This is a genomic window from Mesorhizobium sp. M1182 (genome assembly GCF_040318335.1).
Lineage (GTDB): Bacteria > Pseudomonadota > Alphaproteobacteria > Rhizobiales > Rhizobiaceae > Mesorhizobium.
The window spans coordinates 168513-185497 of the sequence record NZ_JAMYMD010000008.1; the positions used below are offsets into that span (position 1 = coordinate 168513).

The 16985-nt window shown below is 62.3% G+C and carries 17 protein-coding genes and 1 pseudogene; 7 read left to right on the forward strand and 11 right to left on the reverse strand.

Translation table 11 applies throughout. From position 1 onward, the window contains the following. Positions 1 to 89: 89 nt before the first annotated feature. Positions 90 to 746, forward strand: a complete 657-nt coding sequence (locus tag NKH33_RS12805) for a 5-formyltetrahydrofolate cyclo-ligase (protein WP_352471829.1) — start codon at positions 90 to 92, stop codon at positions 744 to 746. A gap of 13 nt (positions 747 to 759) precedes the next feature. On the opposite strand, the gene NKH33_RS12810 is transcribed toward NKH33_RS12805, so the two are convergent. Beyond that, the gene (locus tag NKH33_RS12810) at positions 760 to 1233 is read right to left on the reverse strand and encodes an Lrp/AsnC family transcriptional regulator (protein ID WP_023675099.1); all 474 of its coding nucleotides are present in this window, start codon (positions 1231 to 1233) and stop codon (positions 760 to 762) included. A gap of 157 nt (positions 1234 to 1390) precedes the next feature. On the opposite strand from NKH33_RS12810, the gene ald reads away from it, so the two are divergent. Next, positions 1391 to 2506, forward strand: coding sequence for an alanine dehydrogenase (gene ald, locus NKH33_RS12815; protein ID WP_352502940.1), 1116 nt, complete (start codon positions 1391 to 1393; stop codon positions 2504 to 2506). 246 nt (positions 2507 to 2752) lie between these two features. On the opposite strand, the gene NKH33_RS12820 is transcribed toward ald, so the two are convergent. The 6 genes from NKH33_RS12820 to NKH33_RS12845 form a co-directional block, all read right to left on the reverse strand. Beyond that, positions 2753 to 3220: a DUF1203 domain-containing protein gene (locus NKH33_RS12820; RefSeq protein ID WP_352705489.1), complete on the reverse strand. Its 468-nt coding sequence runs from the start codon at positions 3218 to 3220 to the stop codon at positions 2753 to 2755. A 77-nt stretch (positions 3221 to 3297) separates the two neighbouring features. Next, on the reverse strand, positions 3298 to 4104 hold the full coding sequence (gene dapB / locus NKH33_RS12825) for a 4-hydroxy-tetrahydrodipicolinate reductase (protein ID WP_352448952.1): 807 nt from the start codon (positions 4102 to 4104) through the stop codon (positions 3298 to 3300). Positions 4105 to 4254: 150 nt separating this feature from the next. Further along, complete coding sequence (locus NKH33_RS12830; protein ID WP_352448953.1) at positions 4255 to 4818, reverse strand: GNAT family N-acetyltransferase; 564 nt, start codon at positions 4816 to 4818, stop codon at positions 4255 to 4257. A 5-nt stretch (positions 4819 to 4823) separates the two neighbouring features. Next, entirely contained in the window at positions 4824 to 5675 is an 852-nt protein-coding gene (gene sseA / locus NKH33_RS12835) for a 3-mercaptopyruvate sulfurtransferase (protein WP_352613573.1), read from the reverse strand. A 35-nt stretch (positions 5676 to 5710) separates the two neighbouring features. After that, positions 5711 to 6454, reverse strand: coding sequence for an alanyl-tRNA editing protein (locus tag NKH33_RS12840; protein WP_352502943.1), 744 nt, complete (start codon positions 6452 to 6454; stop codon positions 5711 to 5713). Next, on the reverse strand, positions 6454 to 7488 hold the full coding sequence (locus NKH33_RS12845) for a cysteine synthase A (protein WP_352457507.1): 1035 nt from the start codon (positions 7486 to 7488) through the stop codon (positions 6454 to 6456). The genes NKH33_RS12840 and NKH33_RS12845 overlap by 1 nt, the downstream gene beginning before the upstream one ends. A 215-nt stretch (positions 7489 to 7703) precedes the next feature. Between NKH33_RS12845 and NKH33_RS12850 the strand changes: the two genes are divergently transcribed. After that, positions 7704 to 8525 carry an SDR family oxidoreductase gene (locus NKH33_RS12850; protein WP_352502944.1) on the forward strand — a complete coding sequence of 274 codons (822 nt, stop codon included), beginning with the start codon at positions 7704 to 7706 and terminating at the stop codon, positions 8523 to 8525. 28 nt (positions 8526 to 8553) lie between these two features. Then, positions 8554 to 8706 (forward strand): annotated as a pseudogene (locus NKH33_RS12855) (alpha/beta hydrolase); the annotation flags it as partial. Between the two features lie 101 nt (positions 8707 to 8807). On the opposite strand, the gene NKH33_RS12860 reads toward NKH33_RS12855, so the two are convergent. After that, the gene (locus tag NKH33_RS12860; protein ID WP_352833540.1) at positions 8808 to 10226 is read right to left on the reverse strand and encodes a DEAD/DEAH box helicase; all 1419 of its coding nucleotides are present in this window, start codon (positions 10224 to 10226) and stop codon (positions 8808 to 8810) included. Positions 10227 to 10613: 387 nt separating this feature from the next. Between NKH33_RS12860 and NKH33_RS12865 the strand changes: the two genes are divergently transcribed. From NKH33_RS12865 to NKH33_RS12875, 3 genes are read left to right on the forward strand one after another with little or no spacing between them, the layout of a single operon-like run. Further along, entirely contained in the window at positions 10614 to 12146 is a 1533-nt protein-coding gene (locus tag NKH33_RS12865) for an acyl-CoA carboxylase subunit beta (RefSeq protein WP_352919789.1), read from the forward strand. A 7-nt stretch (positions 12147 to 12153) separates the two neighbouring features. Continuing rightward, positions 12154 to 12567, forward strand: a complete 414-nt coding sequence (locus tag NKH33_RS12870) for a hypothetical protein (RefSeq protein WP_352919792.1) — start codon at positions 12154 to 12156, stop codon at positions 12565 to 12567. Beyond that, positions 12543 to 13226, forward strand: coding sequence for a M48 family metalloprotease (locus tag NKH33_RS12875; RefSeq protein ID WP_352919795.1), 684 nt, complete (start codon positions 12543 to 12545; stop codon positions 13224 to 13226). The genes NKH33_RS12870 and NKH33_RS12875 overlap by 25 nt, the downstream gene beginning before the upstream one ends. A 44-nt stretch (positions 13227 to 13270) precedes the next feature. On the opposite strand, the gene NKH33_RS12880 is transcribed toward NKH33_RS12875, so the two are convergent. Genes NKH33_RS12880 through NKH33_RS12890 form a run of 3 tightly spaced genes read right to left on the reverse strand, consistent with a single transcriptional unit; the run spans position 13271 to position 16799 of the window. Continuing rightward, entirely contained in the window at positions 13271 to 13444 is a 174-nt protein-coding gene (locus tag NKH33_RS12880; RefSeq protein ID WP_352919798.1) for a hypothetical protein, read from the reverse strand. After that, positions 13399 to 15273: a hypothetical protein gene (locus NKH33_RS12885; protein WP_352919800.1), complete on the reverse strand. Its 1875-nt coding sequence runs from the start codon at positions 15271 to 15273 to the stop codon at positions 13399 to 13401. The genes NKH33_RS12880 and NKH33_RS12885 overlap by 46 nt, the downstream gene beginning before the upstream one ends. After that, positions 15270 to 16799 (reverse strand): NAD(P)H-hydrate dehydratase, encoded by a 1530-nt coding sequence (locus NKH33_RS12890; protein ID WP_352471820.1) that lies wholly within the window; start codon positions 16797 to 16799, stop codon positions 15270 to 15272. Before NKH33_RS12890 ends, NKH33_RS12885 begins: the two co-directional genes overlap by 4 nt. Positions 16800 to 16985: the final 186 nt, after the last annotated feature.

Sequence of the window (16985 nt, forward strand, 5' to 3'; positions counted from 1 at the left end):
GTCGTGAATACGCATGCTGCAGACTCATTCCCGGATATAGCTTACGTCCCGGATACGACTTGGTTGGAACTGTATATTGCAGGTGAAGCATGGCTAGCGATGAAGACGAAGGCTCAGCGCAGTACGCCTCGCCGCCTTGTTTTATGCACGAGCTCGATCCGGAGTTTCAAGCGCCGCTATCCGACTGGACCGACGTAAGGCGCTGGCGCAAGGCCGAGCGCGAGCGGTTGATCGCATCCCGCCTTGCCGTTTCAGCCGACACGCGCGCAGCTATGTCGCAGCGTATTGCCGAAGGGCTCGACGCGGTGATCGGCGACATCGCCGGCCGTTTGGTCAGCCTCTACTGGCCGTTTCGCGGCGAGCCGGACCTGCGCCCTTGGATGGAAACCGTTAACGCGCGAGGCGGGCGCACGGCGTTGCCCGTCGTCGTCGAGAAAGACCGGCCGCTTGTCTTTCGCGCCTATGCCCACGGAGACCGGCTGGAGAAGGGCGTCTGGAATATCCCGATACCGGCTGACGGTGATCCGGTGTTGCCCGACGTCGTCATTTCGCCGATCGTCGGCATCGATCCCGGGCAGTTCCGCTTGGGTTATGGCGGCGGCTTCTTCGATCGCACGCTTGCCGCGATGCCGTTCAAGCCGCTGGTCATCGGCGTCGGCTACGAGTTGCAGCGCATCACCACCATCTACCCGCAGCCGCACGATATTCCGATGGACCGTGTGGTGACTGAGGCATCCAAGGCCTAGGCGAGTTCGGGGCCTAGGCGAGTTCAGGCTTCATTCCCACGGCTGTGCGATCGACGATTTCGCGCAAGGCAAAAGACGAATTGATCTTCGTCACATGCGGCATTGCCGACAGCCACTCCTTGTGGATACGTTCGTAGTCGACGAGATCCTTTGCCGCTATGCGCAGGATGTAGTCATATTCGCCCGACATCAAATGGCAGGACAGGACGTTCGGGCAGCGCTTTATCGCTGCCTCGAAATCCGACAACGTCTTCTCGAATTGCCCGGACAGCGATATATGCACGATCGCCGTCATCTGGTGCCCAAGTGCGGCGTTGGACAGCCGGGCGTGATAGCCGCGGATGGTTCCGGATTTCTCCAGATTGTCCAGCCGCCGCGAACAGGCCGACTGCGATAGGCCGACCTTCTCGGCGAGCGCTGCATTGGGTATCCGCCCATCCTTCTGCAACGTCTCGAGAATGGCGATATCAATCCTGTCGAGCGGCATTTTTACGGGTTCCTGCGACAATTCCAATGTTTTGCGCAACGATTATCGAACAGTGGCTTCTCAGGCAAGCGCATTCGCAAACACTTACCGAACGATTCGTGGTTCACTATCTCTAGACAGGGAACGAGCCTCAAAGGGCCGGATCAGGAGAAAAACGATGCGCATCGGCTGCCCCCGGGAAATCAAGAATCACGAATATCGCGTCGGCCTGACGCCGGGTTCGGTCCGCGAATATGTCGCGCATGGCCATGAAGTGCTGATCGAGACCGGCGCCGGCGCCGGCATCGGCGCCGACGACAACGCGTATCGTGCCGCCGGCGCCACGATCGCCAAGACGGCAGCCGACGTTTTTGCCAAGTCCGACATGATCGTGAAGGTCAAGGAGCCGCAGCCCAACGAATGGGTTCAGCTCCGCGACGGCCAGATCCTCTATACCTATCTGCATCTTGCCCCGGATCCGGAGCAGACCAAGGGCCTGCTGGCCTCCGGCGTGACCGCGATAGCCTACGAGACCGTCACCGACGAGCGCGGCGGTCTGCCGCTCTTGGCGCCGATGTCGGAAGTTGCCGGCCGCCTGTCGATCCAGGCGGGTGCAACGGCGCTGCAAAAGGCCAATGGCGGCCGCGGCGTGCTGCTTGGCGGCGTGCCCGGCGTGCTCCCCGGCAAGGTAACCGTGCTCGGCGGCGGCGTCGTCGGCCTGCATGCTGCACGGATGGCCGCCGGCCTTGGCGCCGACGTCACCATCATTGACCGCTCGATCCCGCGCCTGCGTCAGCTCGACGACATCTTTGGCGGCCGCGTCCACACCCGCTACTCGACCGTCGAGGCGCTGGAAGAAGAATGTTTTTCGGCTGACATCGTCGTCGGCGCCGTGCTGATCCCGGGGGCAGCAGCGCCCAAGCTGGTGACGCGCGAGATGCTGTCGGGCATGAAGAAAGGCGCCGTGCTGGTCGACGTCGCCATCGACCAGGGCGGCTGCTTCGAGACCTCGCACGCCACCACCCATGCCGAGCCGACCTATGAGGTCGACGGCGTCATCCACTATTGCGTCGCCAACATGCCGGGTGCGGTGCCGGTCACCTCGGCCCACGCGCTCAATAATGCGACGCTGCATTATGGCCTGCAGCTCGCCGACAAGGGCCTCAAGGCGCTGGTAGACGACCACCATCTGCGCAACGGGCTGAACGTCCACAAGGGCAAGATCACGAATCGCGCGGTGGCCGAAGCGCTCGGTTACGAGCTGGTCGAACCGAAGGCCGTTCTCGCCGCCTGAGCTGTCCGAATCTGCCTCTCCAGTGCCCATCGGAGTCGTCCGACGGGTTTTTCTTATGTCGAAAAACTGAAAAGTGTCGGGCGCGCGGAATAACCGGACAACAAAAAAGCGGAGCCAAAGCCCCGCTTCCTCGGTAGTCGAAAATTCCCGCCGGTTCATCCGCGGTCGGCAAATCGATCGATGGTGTCTTTCTACCGCTTGTATGCGACGGGAGTACGACAGCCCCAAGCCGGTGCAACTGTCCGGTTACGCGCGGTCGATCCGGCACTGATAGCAATTGTTGCGCGCCGAGCGGATGTGGACGTAAGCGATGTCGTCGCGTTCGAACAACGTCTCTGCCCGTGCGGCAATGGCGTCGGTCGGAATGACGCCGCCGCTGCCGTAAACGATGCGGTCGTCCTTGCCATAACCGCGCACAATGTAATCGCTGCTTTCGAGCATTTCGGGAAGCGTTTTCCCCTCGGCGGCGCGTTCGCATTCTTTCGCATGCAGAAAGATCGGCCCCGTTTCGGCATAAGGCTGCAGCTCCGGAAAAGGCCGATAGGCCAAAACAAGATAGGCTTCTCCCACAGCAATATTTTTCAAGCAATGACGGCAAGGCACGCCGTCGCCATCCGAAACTTGCCGCTCTGGCTTCAAGCCATAAGCATCCGGCCCGCCGCGCTGAAGTGCCCGGACAGCATTGGTTGGCAAGGGTTTGAATTTTAGCGTCATGGCAAAATCTCCGGTGTCGTCGACCGGAAATTATGCTCGCAAGACAGAGTTTCCCACCCGATTCCTGCCGAAATGGATCAATCCATCAGCGCGTCGAGACCACGAACCAGACCTTTGATCTGCTGTACCCGTCTGATGGCGAGCAGCGTGCCCGCCACGTAAGGCGCCGCGGACGAGCCGGCGTCGTGGCGTATGGTCAGCCGCTCGTCTGGCAGACCGAACAGCGCCTCGCAGGACAGGATGTAGGACGGCAGGCGAAGCGCGTGCACTTGCACCCCCTCGCCTGCGCCGACCGCACCACCGCGTGTGGCCGGCACGCCGGAGACCTCGGAGACCGGCTTTGCCGTTGAGGCCTTGCGGATGTCGGCCAGCGCTTCAGCAAGCTCTCGTGCGGTTCCGGAGGGCGCGTCGGGCTTTTTTGCACTAGCATAATCGATGACCTCGACATCCGGCACGTATTTTGCCGCCATAAGTGCAAACCGCTTCATCAGCGTGGCGGTGATGGAAAAGTTGCCGGCGGCAACAACGCCGACGCCATTGGCGCGCGCCGCGGCGTCGATCTCGGCATAGTCGGCAGCTCCCAGTCCCGACGTGCCGATCACCGTGTGCCGCCCGTTGTCGATGGCGAGCAGCACATGGTCTTTCACGACATGCGGCTTGGTGAAGTCGACCAGCACGTCCGACGGCGCCTCCAGCGCCTCGGCCAGCGAGGCCGAAACGGCAATACCATTAGCCGGCATACCAACCAGCAGACCGGAATCCTGCCCCGCGCCGCTGCGTGATACAGCCCCGGCCAGCGCCATGTCGCCTTGCGCCCCGATCGCCGGAACCAGCGCTTTGCCGACCCAGCCGGTCGCGCCGGCCATTACCACGCGTATTGCCATCGTGCGATCCTCCATCACCCATCGGTTTTTAGACGATAGCGATATGGAAAGAGCCAAGCTCATTCAAGTCAGGCTCGCCTTTGAGTGTTGATCCAGAGGCTCTGGGACATTGCAAAGACAAGCTGAAGCTCGGATGAACGGGCCTGAAAATCAGGGCCGCATGACGCTGGCCGCGCGCTCGGCAAAAGACATCGGATGTACGACCTCCTTTTTTTGCGCCACTGGCGTAAAGCCGAGTTTTTGATAGAGCGGCAGTGCTGCTGGGTGATCGAGGGTGCAGGTCTGCACCGTCACCCGCTTTGGCCCGTGCGACCATGCCGCGGCGATTGCCGCACCGAGGAACCAGCGGCCGATGCCTTGCCCGGTCGCGTGCTCCATCATTCCGAAATAAGCGAGTTCCACTTCCTCCGGCAAATGCGGCTTGAGGTCGAAGAAGCCGGCCGGCGCACCATCCAGATAAAGCACCCTGATGTCGCGGTCCTCGCGGTGGATGCCCGCCGCAAGCTCCTCGTCGCTCAGCCTCAGCACATTGACCCAGTGCCATTTGCGGCCCACCCGATCCATCAAATAGCGGTAGAAATGCAGCGGAATGTCTTTGGTCTTGAGCAGCGCGATCTGGCGGTTGTACGGCAGCGGCGGCGAATAGGCAGGTGGCACATGCATTTCGAGAAACGTCACGGTGACGTCGATGTCTTCCAGCGATCCGTCTTCCATCCCCGTCAGTCCTTGCCCGTCACGACGGGCGTGTCGGAAAGCCCGCCCCATTCGGTCCATGAACCGTCATAAAGCCTGTTGTCGGCATGGCCAAGCGTCTCCAAAGCCAGCGTGACAGCTGCCGCGGTGACGCCCGACCCGCAGGAGGTGACGACCGGCTTCGACAGGTCGATGCCGGCTCCTTCGATCACTTTGCGCAGCCTGTCCTTCGGCAACAATTCGCCGTTTTCCGAAAGCGCCGAAAATGGCACGTTGTGCGCGCCCGGCATATGGCCGGAGCGTATGCCGGGGCGCGGCTCCGGCTCGGTGCCGGCAAAACGGCCAGGCGAGCGCGCGTCGGCGATCTGGCTCTCCCCCGTCTCGACGATCCGGCGCATGTCGGCAAGGCTGGCGACGCGGGCGGCATCGAAGTTGGCATAAAACACGCAAGGCGCGATCTTCGTCGGCTCCGCCGTCACCGGCCGTCCGGCGGCTTTCCAACGATCGAACCCGCCGTCGAGTATATAGACCTGGAACACGCCCATGACGCGAAACAACCACCAGGCGCGCGGTGCAGAAAAGAACCCTGGCCCGTCATAGACAACAATCGTGTCATCGGCCGAAATACCCATCGCGCCGACATATTGCGCGAAATGCTGCGGCGACGGCAGCGTGTGCGGCAGAGCCGCGTCGGGGTCCGAAACCGCATCCTGGTCGAGGAAGCGGGCGCCTGGAATATGCGCTGCGTCGTACTCGGCGCGCGCGTCACGCTTTTGCGCCGGCAGATACCAGGACGCGTCGACAATCGTCAGGCCGGGTTCGCCGAGCCGCTTCTGTAACCAATCGGCATCGATGGTGAAAGGACTGTCGTCGGCCATCTTTTCTCTCCTGTCCCGCCCGTCGCAGTCCTATATCAGGCTGGCGGCATAGGACCAAAGCGAATGCGGAAGCGCCGGTTCTCGCGGCCCTTCTTCTCGATCTTGCCGATATGGATCTCGCCGATTTCGCTGGTGCTCTTTACATGGGTGCCGCCGCAAGGCTGGCTGTCGATCGAAGCGTTCTCGCCGATGCAGACCAATCGGATCCTTCCCGTGCCGGCCGGAGGCCGCACATTCTTGGATTTCACCAGGCCCGGATTGGATGCCAGTTCCTCGTCGGAAATGAGCCGGGTGAAGATCGGGTGGTCGGCTCGCACCAGTTCCATCAGTCTGGCCGTCACGCCTTCCTTGGTAAAGCCGGCATCCTGGATGTCGAAATCGATACGGCTGTCGTCCTCGGAAACCGCGGCGCCGGTGATCGGGAACGGACAGACGACGGTAAGCAGGTGGCAGGCAGAATGCATGCGCATCAGCAACTGCCGCCGCGGCCAGTCGATGGCAAGCCTCATGCGCTCGCCCACCTTTGGAACTGCCTGCTCCGGCGCCGGTACATGGATGATCTCGTCCTTGGTTTCGCCGGTGATCGTAGCGGCAATCGCTATGCCGGTGCCGTCGGCGCGTTCGAGGCTGCCGGTGTCGCCCGGCTGCCCGCCCGATGTGGCGTAAAACACCGTCCGGTCCAGAATGATGCCGCCGCGATCATTGACTGCGACGACGGTGGCGTCGGCCGTCCCCAGATAGGCGTCGTCACGAAACAGCGCTTCGGTCTTGTGCGCCATCACGCAACCCTTTCGAACGGTACTGAAATCGTGCTCTGTTGCTCCATCCACCCCGGCACCGGCAGTTTCTTTTCGCGCAGGAATTCAGGATTGAACAGCTTCGACTGGTAGCGCGTGCCGTAGTCGCAAAGCATGGTCACGATAGTGTGGCCGGGGCCTAGCTCGCGCGCCAGGCGAATGGCGCCGGCAATGTTGATGCCCGTCGAACCGCCAACGCAAAGCCCCTCCTCCTGGATCAGGTCGAATACGATCGGCAGCGCGTCCTCGTCGGGGATCTGGAAGGCAAAATCGGGTGTAAAGCCTTGGAGGTTGGCGGTGATCCGCCCCTGCCCGATGCCTTCGGTGATCGAACTGCCCTCGGATTTCAGCTCGCCGCTGGTGTAGAAGGAATAGAGCGCTGCCCCCAGCGGATCGGCCAGCGCGATCTTGACCTGGTTGTTTTTGGCCTTCAGCCCGAAACCGACGCCTGCCAGAGTGCCGCCGGAACCGACCGCCGACACGAAACCATCCACCTTGCCGTCGGTCTGGTTCCAGATTTCTTCGGCCGTGGTGCGGATATGGCCGTCACGGTTGGCGACATTGTCGAACTGGTTGGCCCAGATCGCGCCGTTCGGCTCGCTCTTGGCCATCTGCTCGGCCAGCCGGCCCGACAGCTTCACGTAGTTGTTCGGGTTCTTGTAAGGCACGGCCGGCACTTCGATCAACTCGGCGCCGAGCAGTTTGATGGTATCCTTCTTCTCCTGGCTCTGGGTGTCGGGAATGACGATCACCGTGCGGTAGCCGAGCGCCTTGGCAACCAGTGTCAATCCGATGCCGGTATTTCCGGCCGTCCCCTCGACGATGACTCCGCCGGGCCGCAGCAGCCTGCGCTGCTCCGCATCGCGGATGATAAACAGGCCGGCGCGGTCCTTTACCGACTGCCCGGGATTCATGAATTCGGCCTTGCCCAGGATCTCGCAGCCGGTTGCTTCCGAGGCCTTGTTGAGGCGGATCAGGGGCGTGTTGCCGATCACGTCGATCACAGAACGGGGCATGGAGATTCCTTTGTGGGTGCGGCGAAACCCTAGAAACCCGAAGCTTCGGTTTCAAGGCAAGAATTTGCCTGGTCCAGTCGCATTTCGCACACTGCAATTCCTGCAGCCAGGGGCGCCCGATCGGTATTCATTTCAACCATGTACCGAAAAGCACTCTTTTCATTCGATTTCTTCACCGGTAGAGCACAGGCTAAGAAGAGCCGGCGGGGCGCAACATGACACTCTATCGGGCCAATCCGAAGCATGGCGTCGCCTGGATTACGGGCGGCAGCAGCGGTATCGGCCGTTCGCTGGCCAAGGATCTTGCCGCTCGGGGCTATGTCGTCGCGGTGACTGCGCCAGATGACCATCCGATCGATACGCTCATCGTCGAAACGGCGCAGATGGCGGGCCGTGTCGCAGCCTTTCCCTGCGACGTGACCGACGAAAAACGCATGGCAAAGACGGTTGCGGCGATCGAGAAAGATCTCGGTCCGATCGTGTTGGCAGTGTTCAACGCGGGAAGCTATATCGCAACGCCGGGCGAGGATCTTGTGGCGCGCAATTTTCGTCGGTCTTTCGAAGTCAATTATTTCGGCATCATCAACGGCCTGCTGCCGGTCATCGAACGCATGCGCGTGCGCTCGCGCGGCCACGTCGTGCTGATCGGTTCGGTCACCGCCTATTTCGGCTGGCCCACCACCGCCGCCTATGGCGGCACCAAGGCGGCCGTCAATATCCTGGCCGAGTCGCTGAAATACGATTTTGACAAGATGAACGTCCGCATCCAGGTGATTAATCCGGGCTTTGTCGACACGCGGCTGACCGAAAAGAACTTCCTGCCGATGCCGGGCTTGATGCCTGTCAATCTGGCCTCGCGCCGCATCGCGCAAGGCATCGAATACGGCGGCTTCGAAGTCACTTTCCCACGCCGCCTGAGTTGGACGCTGAAGCTGCTCAGGATGCTGCCGAGGCCGTTCTGCCGATGGGTGATCAGCACGGTCACCCGCTGGAATGCGCGGCCGCTGAATTTCGACCGCAAGCCGCCAGTCGAGTAGGATCGGTGATGGGCGAGCGATCGTGTTTGCGGGTCGCTGGGGCGCTGGACATGAATTGGTGCCGGTCGACGATACCGGCGACCCGGACAACCACGTCATTGCCGGCGACGCGCTGTCGCCATCGACCACGGCTTTCCTCGCGCAGCGGATCGTCGTGTGGGTCGAGGCGGTGGTAAAGTGAACCAAAGGCCCCAAGCAAGAGGGCGACCGAAGCATCGCTCCGGTCGCCCTCTTCAATCGTATTCTACCAAGCCACGCTTGGCCGACCGCAACACGGTCAGATTATGCGGCCCGCGCTGCTGGCCGCTTACCGCCGAAGCGGCGCTTGTTATTGCCCTTGAAGGGCTTGGCGCCTTCCGGCTTGCGCTCGCCCGCAAAGGCCGGCTTGTCGCCGAACCGCTTCTTGCCGAAGCCGTTGTTTGCGCCGCCGGGCCGCCTGCCGTCGCGACGGCCATTGTGGTCGTTGCGATCATTGGCCGGTTCGAAGCTGCGCTCGTGCTTCTCGGCGGGATTGCGCTGCGGATCGGGGCTGCCGAGATGGTCGGCAACGATCGGCAGCTTGGTGCGGATGATGCGCTCGACCTGACGCAGCTTGCTGTTTTCAGACGGGTCGCAGAGTGTGATAGCGATGCCGTCCATGCCGTTGCGGCCGGTGCGGCCGATGCGGTGGACATAGCTCTCCGCCTCGTCCGGCAGGTCGAAATTCACCACATGGCTGATGCCGGGCACGTCGATGCCGCGTGCCGCAATGTCGGTCGCCACGAGAATGCGCACCGAACCCTCACGGAAATCGTTGAGTGCCTTCTGACGGGCATTCTGCGACTTGTTGCCGTGGATGACGGCGGCCTTGAAGCCGTCGCGCTCGAGATCCTTGGTCACCCTGTCGGCGCCATGCTTGGTGCGCGAGAAGATGATGACGGACTTCATCGCCTCATCGGCAAGCATGTTGGCCAGCACCTGGCGCTTCTGCTTGGTGCGGGCAAAGACGACGCCCTGCACGATCTCGGCGGCCGCGGTGCTGTGAGGAGCGACTTCGACGCGAATCGGGTTCTTCAGCAGGCCTTTCGCCAGTTCGGCGATTTCGGCCGGCATGGTCGCCGAGAACAGCACCGTCTGACGGTCCGGCGCCGTCGCCTTGGCGATGCGCTTCACGTCGTTGATGAAGCCCATGTCGAGCATGCGGTCGCCTTCGTCGAGCACCAGCCATTTGGTGTCGGCAAGCATCAGGTCGCCTTCACGCACAAGGTCGGTCAGCCGACCGGGCGTTGCGATCAGGATGTCGACGCCGGGCGCAACCTTCTTCACCTGGCTGAAGCGCGAGACGCCGCCCAGCACGAGCGCGGTCGAGACATGCGCGCCCTTGGCGAGCAGCTTGATCATCTCCTCGATCTGCACCGCGAGTTCACGTGTCGGCGCCAGGATCAGCGCTCGGGCCGTCTTCGGCCGGCGCTTGGTACCAAGTGCGATGATCTTCGACAGGATCGGCAGCGCGAACGCCGCCGTCTTGCCCGAGCCGGTCTGGGCGATGCCGAAAATGTCGCGGCCTTCGAGCTGCGGCGGGATCGCCTGGGCCTGGATCGGCTTCGGATCGGTAAAGCCGGCGGCATTGGTGGCCTTGAGCAGTGCGCCGGTGATTCCAAGTGCGGCGAAACCGTTCGGTTCCGCAGTGTCCTTACCGGTCAAAGTGTTTTCATTGGTCAAAATATTCTTCTTTCATGCGGCTCCTGGCCGCAAACATCGATGGCGGCAGGGCGCAACCTGCCGTCGAAAATTGTCATGAAACGACAAGGCGGGCGGACGTCATCGTCCGCACGGCTGCGCTGTCGTGCCCGCAGGCTTCATGCCACGGGGCTTTTTCGCCACCTTGCCGATATGTCGGGAAGAGGGAAAACAGACGCAACCAGTCTCATTCATCGAGAAGGCCGGAGTGTCCCGGCCCAAGCGCCTATGCCGCCGCATATGGCCCAGTTCGCATCGAAATGCAAGGGGCCTGATGTTGCAGCGCAGCAAAAGCCATGAGGAAGCGGCGCTTGCGCTCTCTCGCGGGCATGATTACCACAATGCAGCTTTCCGTTTCGGGGACCGGTCATGAAGGACGTGCTGAAGGAACTCGAGCGCCGCCGCGAGATCGCCCGCATGGGCGGCGGCCAGGCCCGCATCGACGCCCAGCACAAGAAGGGCAAGCTGACCGCCCGCGAACGCATAGACGTCTTTCTAGACGAGGGCTCGTTCGAGGAGTTCGACATGTATGTCGAGCACCGCTCGACCGACTTCGGCATGGAGAAAACCAAGATCGCCGGCGACGGCGTCGTTACCGGCTGGGGCACCGTCAACGGTCGCCCGGTCTATCTTTTCGCCAAGGATTTCACCGTGTTCGGCGGCTCGCTGTCCGAGGCGCATGCCGAAAAGGTGGTGAAGGTGCAGGAGATGGCACTGCGCAATCGCGCGCCGATCATCGGCCTCTATGACGCCGGCGGCGCCCGCATCCAGGAAGGCGTGGCAGCCCTCGGCGGCTACGCCGAGATCTTCCAACGCAATGTGCTTGCCTCCGGCGTCATTCCGCAGATTTCACTGATCATGGGCCCTTGCGCCGGCGGCGACGTCTATTCGCCGGCGATGACCGACTTCATCTTCATGGTCCGCGACACCTCCTACATGTTCGTCACCGGGCCGGATGTAGTGAAGACCGTCACCAACGAGACGGTCACCGCCGAAAGCCTCGGCGGCGCTTCCGTCCACACGACGAAGTCCTCAATCGCCGACGGAGCCTACGACAATGACGTCGAGGCGCTGCTGCAGATGCGCCGGCTGGTCGATCTGCTGCCCGCATCCAACACGGCGGAAATTCCCGAGATCGAATGCTACCAATCGGTCACCGATCACGATCTGTCGCTCGACAGGCTGATCCCCGACAACGCCAACAAACCCTACGACATCAAAGAGTTGATCCTTAAAGTTGCCGACGAGGGTGACTTTTTCGAGATCCAGCAGAATTTTGCGAAGAACATCGTCACCGGCTTCGGCCGTGTCGAGGGCCGCAGCGTCGGCTTCGTCGCCAACCAGCCGATGGTGCTGGCCGGCGTGCTCGATTCGGATGCCAGCCGCAAGGCGGCTCGTTTCGTGCGCTTCTGCGACTGCTTCTCGATCCCGATCGTCACCTTCGTCGACGTGCCAGGCTTCCTGCCCGGCACCGCGCAGGAATATGGCGGGTTGATCAAGCACGGCGCCAAGCTTCTGTTCGCCTATGCCGAAGCGACCGTGCCAAAGATCACCGTCATCACCAGAAAGGCCTATGGCGGCGCCTATGACGTCATGGCGTCAAAGCATTTGCGCGGTGACATGAACTATGCCTGGCCAACGGCGCAGATTGCGGTGATGGGCGCCAGGGGCGCGGTCGAGATCATCTATCGCAAGGACATCGGCGACGCGGAGAAAATTGCAGCACACACAAAGGCTTACGAAGATCGCTTCCTGTCGCCCTTCGTTGCCGCCGAGCGTGGCTATGTCGACGAGGTGATCATGCCCCATTCAACCCGCCGCCGCATCGCCCGCGCGCTCAGGATGCTGCGCAACAAGGATATGCAAAACCCCTGGAAGAAGCACGACAACATTCCGCTGTGAGGGGTTGATGTCGCGCCTGGTCTTCTACATGGGAGCGCGCTTCGGCAGGTTTGCCGTCCTGCTTTTCGCTCTGCCGCTGTTCTGCCCAACAGTCTTATGGTTCTGGTTTCTCGACCGGCATCCGCTCGCCGTCATCGCGGCTGGCGTTGTTGCGATCCCAGCTGCGATGCTGGGCATGGTTCTGTTGATCGGGACATTGTTCGCCGGTTTTCGACCCAGCAAGGTGGACGGGATTACTCGGGAATCAGCCCCGAAATTATGGGCCATCTGGGAGAGTATTGCCGGCAAACACCGCGCCAGCCGGACTACCATCGTGCTGAGCCCCCCGATCTCAACGCTAGCATCGGTGAAGAGCGGCCGTTTCTGGGCCTGCTTGGTCGCAGGGCAATTCTCACCGTGGGCCTGCCGCTGCTCGCAGTGACCGACCAAAAGGGGTTTGCGGCGATCTTGGCCCATGAGGACGCCCATCTGAAAAATAAAGATACAAATGGCGGGCTCAACCTGGCCGAACTCGAAAAGAGCTTCGATCTAATCTTCGACTTCGCCCCACCGGGAAAAACAGTTTCGGGCAGCCTGTTCTACTGGATGCTTGGCCCGCTGTCGCGCACGCTGGAGCGCGAAGAAATACGGTTGTCGCGGCGGGCGGAAATTGACGCGGATCGTCATGCAGCGATGTCCGGCGATGCATATGAAGCGGCCCGCGCCCTGCTGCTGGTCGGTGCCGCCAGTGCGTTCTTCGATTACCAAGTGTATATTCCGCTTAAACGTGAACTGCTTGGCACCATGGTACCGCCTCGTCCACCACTCGAAAGAATTCTGGCGGCCGCCAGTCACCTGTCGAGGCTTCCCATCCTGCAAGAATATGCGCAAAAGGCCTGGGACGCGCCAGATAACGAAAGCGCGGATCATCCGCCCTGGTCCGAACGTTTGAATGCTCTTGGATTTAGCTCGGCTCCAGAGATAGAACCAGTTCTGGTTTCCGCCTTGTCGAGCCTGCTGAGCGATGAGGTGGTCGCCGAACGCGTCCGGCATTTCGACGGTGAATGGACATCGAACATCGCCGACGACCTCGATCGATAGCTGTCCGCCCTAGAGCTACTGCGGCCAATGTCAGGGTCGTCGGCCTATTCCGCTTCCGCTGCTCCGAACCCGGCTCCCATCGTCGCGCGGACAGCGCCCGACCACGGCGTGGCGTGATTGTCGATGCGCATCTGGAAGATAAAATAGGTCGGCGAGCAGAAGCCGATGCCCTTCACTTTGCCGATACCGGGTGTATCGGGCGGCAGCGACTGGCACATGTAATCCTCGCGGCAGAAATGGTCGGCCGAGCAGGCAGGACGATTGCCGCGATTGACGGCGCCGCCCAGGCACTGATCGAAATTATTGGTCGCCACGCAGGTGTCGAATTTCTTGCCGCCAACCAGCCCGCAAATCTCGTTCGGCATCGGCTTGCCCGTCTTGAAGGCGGCAAAGCTGCGATCCCGGTCATCGCAGCCGCGATAGGCGATACCCGCCGGCACACCGATCTTCGGCGTCGGCAGGTGTAGGCGGCGCGCGAAATGCTTGGTGCGAACGCGGCGAACTGACCGGTGATGGTATACCGGTCATTGAAAGGCTGTGCCGGGTTGCTGGCGATGGATCCCGTTAAACAAGGGTGGCCGGAAAACATATCTTCGCTGTCCTTGGGCAACAGGCATTGCGCCAGCTTGGTGCGCACGCCGGACGCGGTTGTCAACGGCGTGCAGACGGTGCCGCCACCGCATTGCCATGTCGCGCCGAAGCGGGCCGCATCTTCCGGCATGAAGCACGGCATCGCCATTTCGGCCGGCGAATAGGCAATTTCGCCGGCATCGTTCCATGTCGCCGGCGGCGCGAAGGACAGCGGGCGGAAGCGGTTCGGTTCCTTGCCGTCGGTAGTCGCGTGCAGCCAGGCGACGCGGCGCGGGATGTCGGCGTGGAGATGCGGCGAGATGCCGACCTCGATGCGGTTGAGCGGCGAGGTTGTCTTGTCGTCAAGTCCGATAAAATGGAAGCCGGCGGTCGAGCCCGCCTGATGGCAGCCCTGGCAGGCGCCGTTGTCCAGCCGCTCGGCCAGTGCCTCCGGCGTGCGCACCAGCTTCATAGCAGAGAAATCGACACCAGCGAAATCCGCGGACTGGAACAGTGGCGTGAACAGGTGGTTGGCCTGCCTCGCACTGCCGAAGGTCGACCAAGAGATGACCTTCCTTGCCAGGAATTCCTCGGGAATCTCGTAGACGCCGAGATCGACCGCCGCGACATTGGTGCGGACATAGTCGGCAAGTCTTGCTTTCAGCGCAGCATCTTCGGCGAGACGTGCCGCGTCGGGCGTGTTTTCCAGCGGCTTTTCGCTGACAGCCGCTCCATCGATGCCGAAAATTCGCATGAGATAGGCAGCCTGCCCGCCGAATTCGGTCTCCTGGCCGGAGGGGAAGCGCACCACTTGCGCATTGAGCTCGAGCTGCTTGAAGGTGAGCGCCGTCCTTTCCAGCGGCCCACCGGTCAGCCAGCCGGCATCGACGCTCTCGTCGAGTTGTGGTGCCCAGCGTCCCGCGACGCCGACACAACCGCCGTCGACATCGGGCGCCACGCTGTAGACGGCGTTGAAGTTGAATGGCAGACGCGAGGCCAGAACCTTGCCGTTTTTGCGGAAACTGTAAGCTAGGCGATAGATGAGGCGCACCTCGCCGCAACTTCCGTCACCTTTCAGCGCGGTGAAATCGCGCCGGTCGAGCCTGTTGACGATACCGACCAGCCGGAAGCGCGCCGCCTCGGTCTTCAGCCAGCGCATGTCCATGATGCGGCCGACATTGCCGTCGGTCACCTCGTAGAGCGTGCGCCCGCCGGCCTTCATCTCGGCCCGCAATGCCGCGACGTCGCTTGCAATCGTTTCGACGATCGCGTGATAGGCCGGCGCCTTGTCGTAAAGCGTCTTCAAATCGCCCTTGCCATCGACGCCGAAAATGCCGGCGAGGCCAAAGCCCTTGGCGTCAAGCTGGGCGAGAACGGCCGGGTCGTCGACGATGGTCAGCGGAGTTCCGGCGTTCGCGGCCTGCGCCATGGATATGGCACTAATGATCGCAACGAGCAGCGCAATCAGGCGGTTCATTCGGCAGCCTTCCCGCGGCTTTCAACGAGCTCGCGCAGGACCGGCACCAGCGCCAGCGGCAGGTCCTCGGCGATCAGCCCCGGTCCGAAACGGCTGCCGGCCTCGGCATGGATCCAGACTGCCGCACAGGCCGCTTCAAAGGCCGGCATGCCCTGCGCCAGCAGCGCGGCGATGATACCCGACAGCACGTCGCCCGAACCGGCGGTGGCCAGCCAAGGCGCGCCATTGTCGTTGATCGCTGCCCGGCCATCGGGGGCCGCAATCACAGTGTCGGCACCCTTGTAGACGAGAGTGGCGTTGGCCCGTTCGGCTGCGGCGCGTGCCTTGGCGAGTTTGGACAGGTCCTTGTCCTCGGCGATATCTGAAAAAAGCCTGGCGAATTCGCCGTCATGCGGCGTCATCACCAGAGCCGGCGCGCTCGGCCGGCTGGCGGCTTCGAACAGGGCATCCGGCGCGTCGCGAAACGAGGTGACGCCGTCGGCGTCGAGCACCAAGGCCTCAATCCCGCCGCCCTGCCCATGGGCGCCATTCAGCACGGCCAGGGCGAATTCGCGCGTCTTCTCACCAATGCCAAATCCCGGGCCGAGCACGAAGGCCGATGGCCGGCGGCTGCCGACGAATTCGTCCACATCCGCGACAGTGTCTAGCTTGCGCAGCATGATCGAGGTCAGATGCGCCGCGTTCACATGGATGGCGTTCGCCGGCGACAGCAAGGTGACGGCCCCTGCCCCGCTCCTGGCCGCGGCAAGCGCCGACAGCCGCGCAGCACCCGTCGCCGACGGCCCGCCGGAAAAGACGCCGACATGGCCGCGTTTATACTTATGGGCGTCGACGGCCGGAACCGGAAAGCGGCCAAGCCAGAGCGCCGGAATGTTCTCGAATGTTCGTGGTTCAAGCTGCGCAACAACACTGTCGCTTATGCCGATATCAGCGAGCACGATTTCGCCGCACAGCTCGCGCCCCGGTAACAAAAGATGGCCTGGCTTTTTTCGCGCAAAGGTCACGGTGATTCGGGCGTGGAAAGCCTGACCGAGGACATTGCCGCTCTCACCGGAGACGCCCGACGGCAGGTCGACCGCGACGACCGGCGAATTCAACTCCGCCACATTATCGATCGCCTTGGCGGGGTCGCCGGATAGCGGCTTGGACAGCCCCGCCCCGTAAAGCGCATCGACCACGATCGAGCCCGTCTCGGCAACGAAATCCGACAGCGGCCGAGCTTCAACCGGGCACTCCGAGGCAGCGACTGCCGCATCGCTGCCGCCTTTAGGCGATCCGGACGCCCATACCGAGACGTCGACGGCGCTCTCTCGAAGGATGCGCGCCACGACATAGCCGTCGCCGCCATTGTTGCCGGGGCCGCAAAGCACATGGACGCGCGTTGCGTTCGGGTAGCGCTTGAGTACTACGGCAGCAACCGCAGCACCGGCATTGCGCATCAGGCCGATGCCGTCGAATGGACCAGCGGCAATCGCCAGCCGGTCGGCCTCAGCCATTTCGGACGGAGACAGAAGTTCATTGCTCATGCGGGCGACATGCACATCATTTCCCCAAGCATTGTCCAGTTTTTGATCCGACGCAAACCACGAAGGTCTCCAAGCAATTTGGCGGCGTACATCGTTCGGGACGACGGCGCGCAGCTGCCCATGAAATACCCGATCTGCCCAATTTTTGTGCGGACGGCAGGACCGGCGGTGTGTAGGCTCGCGGCA